Source organism: Photobacterium sp. DA100 (genome assembly GCF_029223585.1).
Lineage (GTDB): Bacteria > Pseudomonadota > Gammaproteobacteria > Enterobacterales > Vibrionaceae > Photobacterium.
The window spans coordinates 1480213-1492521 of record NZ_CP119423.1; the positions used below are offsets into that span (position 1 = coordinate 1480213).

The 12309-nt window shown below is 49.6% G+C and carries 10 protein-coding genes; 6 read left to right on the forward strand and 4 right to left on the reverse strand.

Annotated features, from left to right (window positions below; translation table 11 throughout):
• Nucleotides 1–32: 32 nt before the first annotated feature.
• Nucleotides 33–2120, reverse strand: coding sequence for an elongation factor G (gene fusA, locus PTW35_RS07180; RefSeq protein ID WP_281027114.1), 2088 nt, complete (start codon nucleotides 2118–2120; stop codon nucleotides 33–35).
• Nucleotides 2121–2517: 397 nt separating this feature from the next.
• Entirely contained in the window at nucleotides 2518–2850 is a 333-nt protein-coding gene (locus tag PTW35_RS07185) for a c-type cytochrome (protein WP_044623084.1), read from the reverse strand.
• Between the two features lie 183 nt (nucleotides 2851–3033).
• On the opposite strand from PTW35_RS07185, the gene PTW35_RS07190 reads away from it, so the two are divergent.
• Nucleotides 3034–3576 carry a heme NO-binding domain-containing protein gene (locus tag PTW35_RS07190; protein ID WP_044623085.1) on the forward strand — a complete coding sequence of 181 codons (543 nt, stop codon included), beginning with the start codon at nucleotides 3034–3036 and terminating at the stop codon, nucleotides 3574–3576.
• Between the two features lie 2 nt (nucleotides 3577–3578).
• Nucleotides 3579–5327: an ATP-binding protein gene (locus PTW35_RS07195; RefSeq protein ID WP_281027115.1), complete on the forward strand. Its 1749-nt coding sequence runs from the start codon at nucleotides 3579–3581 to the stop codon at nucleotides 5325–5327.
• Between the two features lie 21 nt (nucleotides 5328–5348).
• On the opposite strand, the gene PTW35_RS07200 is transcribed toward PTW35_RS07195, so the two are convergent.
• Nucleotides 5349–5804 carry an RNA methyltransferase gene (locus PTW35_RS07200; protein WP_039462464.1) on the reverse strand — a complete coding sequence of 152 codons (456 nt, stop codon included), beginning with the start codon at nucleotides 5802–5804 and terminating at the stop codon, nucleotides 5349–5351.
• A 121-nt stretch (nucleotides 5805–5925) separates the two neighbouring features.
• Nucleotides 5926–6258 (reverse strand): PBPRA1643 family SWIM/SEC-C metal-binding motif protein, encoded by a 333-nt coding sequence (locus tag PTW35_RS07205; RefSeq protein WP_281027116.1) that lies wholly within the window; start codon nucleotides 6256–6258, stop codon nucleotides 5926–5928.
• A gap of 246 nt (nucleotides 6259–6504) precedes the next feature.
• Between PTW35_RS07205 and PTW35_RS07210 the strand changes: the two genes are divergently transcribed.
• The 4 genes from PTW35_RS07210 to PTW35_RS07225 are packed head-to-tail and all read left to right on the forward strand — an operon-like array spanning nucleotide 6505 to nucleotide 12018.
• Complete coding sequence (locus PTW35_RS07210) at nucleotides 6505–8319, forward strand: extracellular solute-binding protein (protein WP_281027117.1); 1815 nt, start codon at nucleotides 6505–6507, stop codon at nucleotides 8317–8319.
• 2 nt (nucleotides 8320–8321) lie between these two features.
• A complete protein-coding gene (locus PTW35_RS07215; RefSeq protein ID WP_281027118.1) occupies nucleotides 8322–9407 on the forward strand; it encodes a microcin C ABC transporter permease YejB in 1086 nt (361 codons plus the stop codon).
• The gene (locus tag PTW35_RS07220) at nucleotides 9407–10429 is read left to right on the forward strand and encodes an ABC transporter permease (protein ID WP_044623089.1); all 1023 of its coding nucleotides are present in this window, start codon (nucleotides 9407–9409) and stop codon (nucleotides 10427–10429) included. The genes PTW35_RS07215 and PTW35_RS07220 overlap by 1 nt, the downstream gene beginning before the upstream one ends.
• 2 nt (nucleotides 10430–10431) lie before the next feature.
• Nucleotides 10432–12018: an ABC transporter ATP-binding protein gene (locus PTW35_RS07225; RefSeq protein WP_044623090.1), complete on the forward strand. Its 1587-nt coding sequence runs from the start codon at nucleotides 10432–10434 to the stop codon at nucleotides 12016–12018.
• The last annotated feature ends 291 nt before the right edge of the window (nucleotides 12019–12309 follow it).

A 12309-nucleotide genomic window follows, 5' to 3' on the forward strand; every position in this document is an offset into this window, starting at 1 on the left:
GGGTTTTTAGAGACTTTACGCCTGAAGTTTAATTACTTCTTAGCGTCTTTCTCTTTCTGCTCAGCGATTACTGTTTCAGCAACGTTTGCAGGACATGGAGCGTAGTGTGCGAACTCCATAGAGAACTGGCCACGGCCAGAAGTCATAGTACGTAGGTGGCCGATGTAACCGAACATTTCTGATAGAGGTACATCACCCTTGATACGTACGCCAGTAGTACCAGCTTGCTGATCTTTGATCATACCGCGACGACGGTTAAGGTCACCGATTACGTCACCAACGTGGTCTTCTGGAGTGAACACGTCAACGTGCATGATTGGCTCAAGAAGCTGAGGACCTGCTTTAGGCATAGACTGACGGAATGCGCCTTTCGCTGCGATTTCAAATGCGATTGCAGATGAGTCAACTGCGTGGAAGCCACCGTCGAATAGTTCAACTTCAACGTCAAGAACTGGGAAGCCTGCTAGAGGACCAGTTTCCATCATACCTTGGAAGCCTTTCTCAACTGCAGGCCAGAATTCCTTAGGAACGTTACCGCCAACAACAGTTGAAGAGAACTTGAAGCCAGAACCAACTTCACCTGGCTTGATGCGGTAGTCGATCTTACCGAACTGACCAGAACCACCAGACTGCTTCTTGTGCGTGTAGCTGTCTTCGATAGCTTGAGTGATAGTTTCGCGGTAAGCAACCTGTGGCTGACCAACGATTAGGTCTACACCGTAAGTACGCTTAAGGATATCTACCTTGATGTCTAGGTGAAGTTCACCCATACCTTTCAGGATAGTTTCGCCAGTTTCTTCGTCAGTCTCAACCTGGAATGATGGATCTTCTGCAACCATCTTACCGATAGCGATACCCATCTTCTCAGAACCGCCTTTGTCTTTAGGCGTTACTGCGATAGAGATTACTGGAGTTGGGAAGATCATTGGCTCAAGAGTACACTCGTGCTTAACATCACATAGAGTGTGACCAGTTTGAACGTTCTTCATACCAACAACAGCGATGATGTCACCAGCTTGTGCTTCAGTAAGCTCGTTACGCTCATCTGCCTGCATCTCAACCATACGGCCGATACGCTCAGTTTTACCTGTTGCAGAGTTAAGGATTGTGTCACCTTTCTTCATCTTACCAGAGTAGATACGGATGAAGGTTAGGGCACCGAAACGGTCGTCCATGATCTTGAACGCAAGAGCACGTAGAGGTTCGTTTGCATCAACAGTTGCAACTTCGCCAGTAGGCTCACCAGTTTCTTTGTCAGTTAGCGGCTGAGGATCTACTTCTGTTGGAGAAGGTAGGTAGTCAACAACTGCGTCTAGTACTAGCTGCATACCTTTGTTCTTGAACGCAGAACCACAGAAAGTAGGGAAGAACGCTAGGTCACGAGTACCTTTACGGATACAACGCTTAAGCTCTTCGATAGAAGGCTCTTCACCTTCCATGTAAGCTTCCATTAGGTCATCGTCTTGCTCAACAGCAGTTTCGACTAGCTCTTCACGGTAAGCTTCAACGTCGTCTACCATGTCAGCAGGGATTTCTTTGATTTCGTAGTTTTCTGGAAGACCAGTTTCATCCCAAACGTATGCTTGACGGTTTAGAACGTCAACAACACCAACGAAGTCGTCTTCGCGGCCGATTGGAAGAGTCATAACTAGTGGGTTAGCACCTAGAACGTTCTTAACCTGGTCAACAACGTTGAAGAAATCTGCACCCATACGGTCTAGTTTGTTTACGAAGATCAGACGAGCAACTTCTGATTCGTTAGCGTAACGCCAGTTAGTTTCTGACTGAGGCTCAACACCACCAGAACCACAGAATACACCGATACCACCGTCAAGTACTTTAAGAGAACGGTATACTTCAACTGTGAAGTCAACGTGTCCCGGAGTATCGATAACGTTTAGGCGGTGGTCGTTCCAGAAACAGCTAACTGCTGCAGACTGGATTGTAATACCACGCTCAGCTTCCTGCTCCATGAAGTCAGTAGTTGATTCGCCGTCGTGTACTTCACCAGTTTTGTGGATCTGGCCAGTAAGCTTAAGGATACGCTCAGTAGTAGTGGTTTTACCCGCATCAACGTGCGCGAAAATACCAATGTTTCTGTATTTAGATAAATCTGCCATTGTTTTTCTCTATAAACAATTAGTGTCACTATTCGGTGGGGGAGTATATCACTGATTCCAGCAAACATTACATAGCTCATTTAAGATAAAATGAACATTTGCTTGTTTTTGCTCCGTCTTTTCAGGTTTTCTGGCGCAAACGCTCAATAAACCCACAAGAGTTGGCTCTTATAACACAATCTGTTTCTACAAACACTGTCAAATTGCGCTTTGAACAGTGATCTAAGAGGCCGTCATCATGGTTTTTCACCTAGTCATTGTCCACAGGTGATGAACGTTGTTGCTGCCAAGATGGCAGCGCTCAGGCCGCCAAATCCGCTTAATTCTAGTCTCAATCGCTAAAAGCTACCAGTGGCCTAGGGGAAATACCCGCGGAATCGGGCACCGAACCACTGGCCTAGGGTTGCTCGCCGAAGTAGGTGGCAATGTCTGCGAGATCTTGCTCGTTGAGAACGGACAGTTGCTGTTTCATCATGTCGCCATAACTCCCTGAACGCTCGCCGTTTTGGTAGGCTTGCATCGCCCGGTACAGGTACAAGGGCGACTGGTTGTTGATGTGCGGGTAGCCCTCTTTTTGCGCAACTCCATTTTGTCCATGGCAGAACTGGCAGGTAAACGATTTGACCTTACCGGCATCGCTGTCACCTTGGGGCATGGTGTTTGACCATGCCGCAGAAATAGTAAGTGGGTTCAATATATAAAGGAGGGAAAATAGGAGAGTTCGTTTCATAATTCGTATTCTTTTGTTTTGTATGACCACAAAATAATGCTATTGGCACTTGTAAGCAATCAACAGGTTACACCTGCTTACTAAAAACTAGCGATCGAGCCGAGAATGAAATGGGTGGGATAATTTTGACCATCAGAGATTCATTTTCCATACTCAAATCAAGGGCAAAGGGAGAAAGGCTTTATGAAAGGGATTATTTTTACTGAGTTTCTAGATATTGTCGAAAGCCGTTTTGGTCTCGATGTTTGCCAGCAGATGCTTGATGATGCCGGCGTTGATGGAGCATACACTGCGGTTGGCAGTTATGATCACCGTGTTTTGGTAAAGATGATCGTTTGCCTGAGCAAGATCACTGGTGTCTCCCCGGAAGTGTTGCAAGAAGCCTATGGTGAGGCATTGTTTACCCGCCTGTTGAGCTCCTTTCCCCTGGACAATGGCGAAAAGCCCAACAGCACTTTTAGCTTCATTGAGCGTGTTGAGCGCCATATCCATACCGAAGTGAAGAAGCTCTACGCCAATGCGAACCCACCCCAGTTTGACTTTATCTCACAAACTTCCGCCCTGATGATCCTTGATTACATATCGGCACGCTGCTTGTCACATGTTTGCCTGGGTTTGATCCGTGGTTGTGTTAAGCATTTCAACGAAGATATGGCAATCAGTATGGAGCCTGTCAACCAAGATCAGAGCCATGTACGATTTACGCTGAAATTAAATGCGGGGTAACAATGGGCCTTGAACGCATGGATCTGGAACGCCAAGTTGCTCTGATGCAGAAGAAAATTGACCGGGAGCGCGACGCCAGGAAAATGGCTGAAATGCTGTTGGAGTCGAAAAGCCTTGAACTCTATCAGGCCAAGCAGCTGATTGAGCAGAATCTCGCGCAGGTGCGGGATAAGCTTGCCAGTGGGTCGGAGTTTTTATCCTACCAGCATAAGATGGATAACTTGTTGCTGAGTATTGGCCACACGCTGCTGAAATACCCACCATCGACTCTGATCATAAAAGATTTGCTTGATGCGCTGATCAACAGTCGAGTAGTGAGTGCTTGCGCAGTAAATTTCAGTTGCGACTCGACACCGGCGCTGAATATTGCCTATTTTTCCGGTATTGATAATACGATTGTCCCGCCGGATACATTGGTGTCTAGAGAGGAGTGCTGGGACGAGTCACAGCAGTTATATTGGCTCTCACTCGGCAACTCGGCAGTAAAGGGGTATTTTGTCACCCGCATCGGTAAGACGAGGGAGTGGCACACGACAGTTCGTAAGCATATGAACTTGATAGGTGAAATGCTGCGCGCGTCCATTGATCGACAGCTAAAGCTCGAGGAGGCGATTCGAGCGCGGAAATCAGCCGAGGAGTCGGAGAAGTCGACTCGTGATTTTCTGGCAATGATAAACCATGAACTACGAACGCCTCTCAATGGCTTGTTGGGAACGGCTGAGCTGCTATCTGATACCGAGCTTGATAATCATCAGAATAGCTTGCTTAAGACTTTAAATCATTCCGGTGAATTGCTGCGGGCAATCATTAATAATCTGCTCGATTACAGTAAGATCAACGCTGGGATGATGGAGTTGGCCATCAAACCCTTCGATTGCCAGTTGATGGCCAACGTGCTTAATGACATCTTCCTCCAACCCGCCAAGGAAAAACGGCTAAATTTTTCGATTCACTTCGTGCCAAATACACCGCAATGGTTGATGGGCGATGAAGATCGGATAAAGCAAATCTTCGTCAATCTTATAGGTAATGCCATTAAGTTTACGGAGAAAGGCTTTGTATCCGTGACCATAGGGTGGCATGACGAAGCGCTGCAGTTTGTAGTCTCTGATTCTGGCTGCGGTATTGCTAAAGAACAAATAGCCAGCCTATTTCAGCCATTTAAACAAGCGGATAATTCAAGTAAGCGTCAACACGAGGGGACGGGGCTGGGCTTGGCGATTTGCGGCAAGTTGGCTGAGCAGATGAAAGGCCGGATAGAAATAGAGAGTACAGCGGGGCAAGGGAGTATTTTTACGGTCACGCTTCCCCTGGACGTTAATCCGTCAGCGGTTATCAAGAACGACGTTTTGCGAAACAAAGCCCTTCCCATTAGTGATTTGACTATTTTGGTGGTGGAGGATCTGAAAACCAATCAGATGATCATCAAGCTGATGCTGGCTAAGTTTGGCATCACCCCTGTTATTGTCAGCAATGGCCAAAAGGCGCTGGGTATTTTGAAGTCGCAAGACTTCGATATCGTTTTTATGGATTGCCGGATGCCAATTCTTGACGGTTTTGCCACGACAAAATGGCTACGCGGTGAAGGCTACAGCAAGCCGATCATCGCTTTGACCGCGGGGACAACTAAAGCGGAGCGGGAAGATTGTTTTAGTGCCGGGATGGACGATATTCTTTCCAAGCCTTATCAGAGCGTGGAATTGCGGGAAATGATTGAAAAATGGGGAGCCGGAGCAGGCTCCCTGGGATAATGCTATGCGCCGAGGCTGGCGTTAGTGGTTAGAAAAACCTTCACCCTTGGCCATGCGGTCATACAGGATCACATTGACCGCCGCCGCGAGGTTCATACAGCCATTAGTTGGTACATAGATGGTTTCGCGACAGAAATTGGTAATGTCTTTTTTCAATGTACCGTCTTCAGGGCCGAAGATATAAAAAGCCCGCTTCGGGTGCTTGTATTCCGGCAGCGGCTTGGCACCCTCGACTAAATCCACGGCAACCGGTACGCAGTCGTGCGGGATGATATCTTTGAGGTCCTGGACGCCAATCAGCGGAATATCGCGAATGGTATTTTTGGTGTCAGTACAAAATTTCTTAGCAAGGTCATAACGCGTGCCGGTGTAGAACACACTATTAACGCCATAGCAGCCAGCGGCCCGCATGACAGAACCAACGTTTTCAGGGGTTTTGGGGTTGAATAGCCCAACACAGGCGTAACCTTTGCTCATAATTTGTATCTTTCCGGAAATTTACAACAGCGCGAGATTATACGAAATCTCGCGAAAAATGGCAGGGATACCCAGCAATTCTTGCACCGCCGAGCACCTTGTCGTTATCTGGCGGTCTGCCTTAGCCGCAGCATTTTTTGTATTTCTTACCGCTTCCGCATGAGCACGGGTCATTACGGTTGGGTGTTTTATCAAACACGGTGGTTTTCGGCTTGTTGATCAGCGTTTCCAGCTCGACTAGATTTTCCTCAGTCTCGTTGTTGACCGTAATGGTGGCAACAAGTTGGTGCTGTTCCAGCAGGGCTTCCACTTCGGCTTTTTTCTCATCGCTGTTCACAACAAGTTGCAGCGGGTTGATTTCAGTTCCCAGCTTTTTGGCCTGCTTGGTATTGAAGCCGTAGCTCTCGTGCTTCGGTTTTTTCTCAATGCGGCCTTTATAGAAGAACTTAGACATATGGTGTTCCTAACGTGCGAAATGGTGATGAGATTAAGGTCGGTAAACCTGAAAACCGGCGATATTAACGGCTTCAATAGCTTGTCGCAAGTGATCACAGCTTTTCACATTGCCTATTGAGTGGTTGTTCATTTCTCATTAGTGTCCTATCGTAAACATATACAATAAAATAAACTTATCTAATTCAAAGAGTAAGATGGCGTCAGCGGGCGCTGTTTGAAGACAGGTTTTTGCATGGAGGCCCAGATGTACAGATGCGTCTCATCGCTGTTGGTTGCGATGGCTATAGCTGGTTCGGTATCGGCGAATGAGGTGATTGAAAGCCGCTCTCTGGTGGGGTTTGGCAGTGCCAAGTATCCTGCTGACTTTTCCCATTTTGATTATGTCAATCCCGAGGCCCCGAAAGGCGGGCAGGTAACGTATGCCCAGGTGGGCACCTTTGATAGTTTTAACCGTTATGCGTCCCGAGGGGTCTCGGCGGCAGGCAGCGAAGCGATATACGATACCTTGTTTGTGTCATCGGAAGATGAAATAGACAGCTATTATCCGCTCATCGCTGAAAAGGTTCGCTATCCCGAAGATTATGCGTGGATGGAAGTGGACATCAACCCCAACGCCAAGTTCCATGATGGCCAGCCGATTACGGCTGCTGATGTTGCCTTTACCTTTGAGAAATTCATGAAAGAAGGGGTGGCGCAGTACCGGGTCTATTTCAAGGATGTGAAGTCGGTGACGGCCAAGTCGGAGCACACCGCCCGGATAGAAATGGTAAAGCCCAACCGCGAGGTGTTGTTGGCCTTGGTACAGGGAATGAATGTGTTGCCGGAACATTTTTGGCGTGACAAGAACCTCAGCGAGCCGCTCAATACCCCGCCAATTGGCAGTAGCGCCTATCAGATCTCGGATTATAAGCCCGGCCAAAGCGTGACCTACTCGCTGGTAAAGGATTACTGGGCCAAAGATTTGCCGGTAAATGTAGGCAGGCATAATTTTGGCACCATCAAGTATGACTACTACCGGGATGAAACAGTGACCCTCGAGGCGTTCAAAGCCGGTGAGTACGATATTCGCGAAGAGAACGTGGCCAAGTTCTGGGCCACCATGTACCAGGGGGCGAATTTCGATAAAGGCTACATTGTAAAAGAAGAGATCCCGCATCAGATCCCGCAGTCGATGCAGGCATTTGTGTTCAATACCGAGCGCAGTTATTTCAGCGATGCCAAAGTGCGTGAAGCCCTTTCTTACGCCATGGACTTCGAGTGGATGAACAAAAGCCTGTTCTATAACCAGTACACCCGGACCCGTAGCTATTTCCAAAACACCGACTACGAGGCCAAGGGATTGCCATCGGAAGCCGAAGTTGCCGTTTTGGCCCCCGTAAAAGACAAGGTGCCTGCTAGGGTATTTACTGAAGAGTACCAACCTCCGAAGTCTGATGGTTCCGGTCGGATCCGGGTTCAGCTTCGCAAAGCCCTGGCCTTGATGAAAGAAGCGGGCTGGGAAGTACAGAACAAGGTCATGACCAATGTCGAGACCGGCGAAGCCTTTAGCTTTGAACTGCTGATGTATAGCCCGACCACCGAGCGTCTGGCGATCCCGCTGCAGCGAAACCTCAAGTTACTCGGCATAGATATGCGCTTGCGCACCGTGGACACCACACAGTACATCAAGCGTCTGAGAGACCGGGACTTTGATATGGTGTCTGCTGGCTATGGAGCCAATCCGTATCCGAGTCCGAACCTGATGATTGCCTGGAACAGTAATTTTATTGACAGCACCTACAACACGGCAGGGGTAAAAGACCCTGCCATTGATTACCTGACCGAGCAAATCGCCGAAAACCAGGAAAATCCGGACAAGTTGCTCAGCCTTGGCCGGGCGCTTGACCGGGTGTTGCAGTGGAATTTCTATGTGATCCCGCAATGGCATATCAGCATGTTCCGGGTAGCGAGTTGGGACAAGTTTTCCCGTCCGCCGCTGCGGCCAAAATATACCCTGGGCCAGGATACCTGGTGGATTGATAGTGAAAAGGCAGCCAAGTTGCCTGAGAAGCGGCGGTAACCATGTCAGCATATATTATTCGGCGTTTGTTGTTGGTGATCCCCACCTTGTGGGCCATCATCACCATCAACTTCTTTGTCATTCAGATTGCCCCAGGCGGCCCGGTGGAGCAGGCGGTGGCCCAGCTTGAAGGCCATAGCTCGGGGATCATGGAGCGTTTTACCGGCGGCGGGCAGGAGGTCGGCTCGCTGGAGCCGTCCGAGAATGGTTCGGGTTACCGGGGATCGCGCGGACTGGATCCCGAAGTGGTCGAGGCGATCAAAAAACAGTTTGGTTTCGACAAGCCGCTGCTTGAGCGGTATGTCGATATGCTCAAGGATTACGCGACCTTTAACTTCGGCGAGAGCCTGTTCAAAGGCGGCAATGTCATTGATTTGATTATCGACCGCTTGCCGGTATCCATTTCGCTCGGGTTGTGGAGTACCCTGATCATTTACCTGGTGTCTATTCCGCTAGGGATAGCCAAGGCCATCAAGCATGGCTCGCGGTTTGATGTCTGGAGTAGCGCGGTGGTCATCGTGGGGTATGCGATCCCGGGGTTCCTGTTCGCGATTTTGCTGATTATCTTTTTTGCCAGCGGCAACTATTTCAGTTGGTTTCCGCTGCGCGGCTTAGTGTCATCGAACTTTGATCAGTTGAACTGGTACCAGCAAATTATCGATTATTTTTGGCATTTGACATTGCCGATTCTGGCCATGGTGATCGGCGGGTTTGCCACCTTGACCATGCTGACCAAAAACTCCTTTCTCGATGAAATCAACAAGCAGTACGTGGTCACCGCCCGCGCCAAGGGGCTGGATGAGCGCAGTATCCTCTACCGCCATGTTTTCCGAAATGCCATGCTGATCATCATCGCAGGGTTTCCGGCGGCGTTTATCAGTATTTTCTTCACCGGCGCGATGCTGATTGAGGTTATGTTCTCGTTGGAAGGGATAGGACTGCTTGGGTTCGAGTCGACCATACAGCGGGATTACCCGGTGGTATTTAGCTCTTTGTATATCATGACGCTACTAGGGCTTTTGCTGAACATTATTTCGGATATCACCTACACACTGGTTGATCCACGGATAGATTTTGAGGCACGTTAGTGAAACTGAACCCATTAACCAAGGAACGCTGGGCAAGATTTCGGGCACATAAGCGAGGCTATTGGTCGCTTTGGATCTTCTCGTTGCTGTTTTTCAGCAGCCTGTTTGCTGAAATTATTGCCAATGATAAACCGCTGGTGATCCAGTTTCAGTCGCAGTGGTATTTCCCTATTGTGACCCCTTACTCGGAGACGGAGTTCGGCGGCGAATTCGACGCCGAGGCCGACTACACCGATCCGTATGTCGCCGAGCTGATCGAGGCCGACGGCTTTATGATCTGGCCGCTCATCCGTTTCAGTTACGACACCATCAACTACAACTTGTCGGGGCCGGCTCCATCTCCGCCGGATAGCATCAACTGGCTTGGCACCGATGATAAGGGACGGGATGTCCTGGCTCGGATCATCTATGGTTTTCGGATTTCGGTGTTGTTTGGGTTTGCCCTAACCATTATATCCACCGTCATTGGTGTGATTGTCGGTGCTTGTCAGGGCTATTACGGCGGCTGGCTTGATCTGTTCGGCCAGCGCTTCATCGAAGTATGGTCGGGTATGCCGACCTTGTTCTTGCTGATCATATTGTCGAGTTTTGTCGAGCCAAACTTCTGGTGGCTGCTGGGTATTATGGTGCTCTTTAGCTGGATGGGACTGGTCGGTGTCGTGCGTGCCGAGTTTCTCCGTTGCCGCAATCTCGATTATGTCCGGGCGGCGCAGGCGATGGGGGTCGGTGATGGCCGCATTATGCTGCGCCATATGCTGCCCAACGCCATGGTGGCCTCGCTCACTATGATGCCGTTTATTCTCAGCGGTTCGGTGACCACGCTAACCTCGCTGGATTTCCTTGGCTTTGGCCTGCCGGCCGGGTCGCCGTCACTGGGCGAACTGCTGGCCCAGGGCAAAACGAACCTTCAGGCCCCTTGGCTGGGCTTATCGGCTTTTGTTGTTCTGTCTATCATGCTTAGCTTGCTGGTTTTTGTCGGTGAAGCGGTACGTGATGCATTTGATCCCCACCACCAGAGGTAACTATGTCACAACCAATTATTACCATTGAAAACCTGTCGGTGGGCTTTCAAACCGGACAGTCAGTCAATCAGGTGACCTACAATGTCAGCCTGGATATCCGGCGAGGCGAAACCCTGGCGCTGGTGGGGGAGAGTGGCTCGGGCAAATCGGTGACGGCCAATGCCATTTTGCGCCTGCTGCCGAAGTCTTCTACCCGCTACCTCAACGGTCACATTCACTATGATGGCATTGATATGATGAATTGTAGTGAAAGGGAGATGCGCGGTCTGCGGGGGCATCGGATTGGTATGATTTTCCAGGAGCCGATGATGTCACTCAATCCGCTGCACAAGGTTGGCCGCCAACTTTGCGAAACCTTGGCGATCCACCGCGGTACCCGGCAGCGTGAAGCGCAGCAGAAAGCACTCGAGTGGCTGAAAAAAGTCGGGATCAGAAATCCGGAAAAACGGCTGGAAGCCTATCCCCATGAGTTATCAGGCGGAGAGCGGCAGCGGGTGATGATTGCCATGGCGCTGATCAACGAGCCGGAGCTGCTGATTGCCGATGAGCCGACCACGGCCCTTGATGTGTCGGTTCAGGCCCAGATCCTCGACCTGCTAAAAGATCTGCAGCGCGAAATGGGGATGGCCATGCTGTTTATTACCCATGATCTGAGTATCGTGCGCAAGATTGCCGATCGGGTCGCCGTTATGCAGATGGGGCGGCTGGTGGAAACCAACACCATGACCGAAGTGTTCGAGCGACCTCAAGATCCCTATACCATCAAGTTGATCAATTCCGATCCGAGCGGGGAGCCCGTGCCTGTCGATATGGCGGCGACACCGATGTTCGAGGTCAAGGATTTGCGGGTGTGGTTTCCGATAAAAGGCGGGGTGCTCAAGCGGGTAAAAGATCACATCAAGGCGGTTACTGATGTGAGCTTCATGTTGCGAACGGGGCACAGTGTTGGCTTGGTGGGAGAGAGTGGCTCGGGCAAGTCGACGACCGGTATGGCCATTCTCAAACTGCTTGAGAGTAGCGGCGAAATTGTCTATCGCGGTCAAGATATCTCGGCCTTCAATCGCAAGCAAATGTTGCCCATGCGCAGTAAGTTGCAAGTGGTATTCCAGGACCCATTTTCAGCGTTGAACCCGAGGATGTCGGTGGCACAGATCATCGGCGAGGGATTAAAGGTTCACCAAAACCTGACGCCAGAGCAAGAAGACCAAATGATTTGTGATGCCATGCGCGATGTGGAGCTGGATCCGGAAACCCGCCACCGTTATCCCAACGAATTCTCGGGCGGCCAGCGCCAGCGTATTGCGATTGCAAGGGCATTGGTACTCAAGCCGTCATTTATCCTGCTGGATGAGCCAACCTCTTCGCTTGACCGAACCGTTCAATTCCAGGTGCTGACGTTATTGAAAACGCTGCAGCAGAAATATCACCTCACCTATCTATTTATCAGCCATGATCTCAGTGTCGTTAAGTCGCTGTGCCACTATACCTTGGTCCTGCGCCAAGGGCAGGTTGTCGAACAGGGAGAGACCCAGACTCTGTTTAGTGAGCCTAAACAAGACTATACCAAGCAGTTGGTCGCTTTGTCCTAGGTGGTAATACCAGACATTTGTAGCTGTGATGTTACGTGCTTCTCAGACATAATGTGTCGCCCAAGAGGCGTGCTTGTCATAATCGACTAAAATCTAACCAAATAAAGGTTTTACCTATTACTGTGATAGGCAAAACCTTCTGGTGCTTTTTAGTCGTGTTGATAACATCAATACCAACCTGAATAATGTCCTCTGAATCAGTGAGATAATAATTACTGACAACCTAAAAGCATTAATCAGCTTGGTATCACTACAATAATATGAATAACTTGTCCTGATGGATTCAGGCGA

Coding starts and splice junctions, on each gene's coding strand:
- fusA (WP_281027114.1), bottom strand. CDS start 2,120: ATGGCAGATTTATCTAAATACAGAAACATTGGTATTTTCGCGCACGTT.
- PTW35_RS07185 (WP_044623084.1), bottom strand. CDS start 2,850: ATGAAACGAACTCTCCTATTTTCCCTCCTTTATATATTGAACCCACTT.
- PTW35_RS07190 (WP_044623085.1), top strand. CDS start 3,034: ATGAAAGGGATTATTTTTACTGAGTTTCTAGATATTGTCGAAAGCCGT.
- PTW35_RS07195 (WP_281027115.1), top strand. CDS start 3,579: ATGGGCCTTGAACGCATGGATCTGGAACGCCAAGTTGCTCTGATGCAG.
- PTW35_RS07200 (WP_039462464.1), bottom strand. CDS start 5,804: ATGAGCAAAGGTTACGCCTGTGTTGGGCTATTCAACCCCAAAACCCCT.
- PTW35_RS07205 (WP_281027116.1), bottom strand. CDS start 6,258: ATGTCTAAGTTCTTCTATAAAGGCCGCATTGAGAAAAAACCGAAGCAC.
- PTW35_RS07210 (WP_281027117.1), top strand. CDS start 6,505: ATGTACAGATGCGTCTCATCGCTGTTGGTTGCGATGGCTATAGCTGGT.
- PTW35_RS07215 (WP_281027118.1), top strand. CDS start 8,322: ATGTCAGCATATATTATTCGGCGTTTGTTGTTGGTGATCCCCACCTTG.
- PTW35_RS07225 (WP_044623090.1), top strand. CDS start 10,432: ATGTCACAACCAATTATTACCATTGAAAACCTGTCGGTGGGCTTTCAA.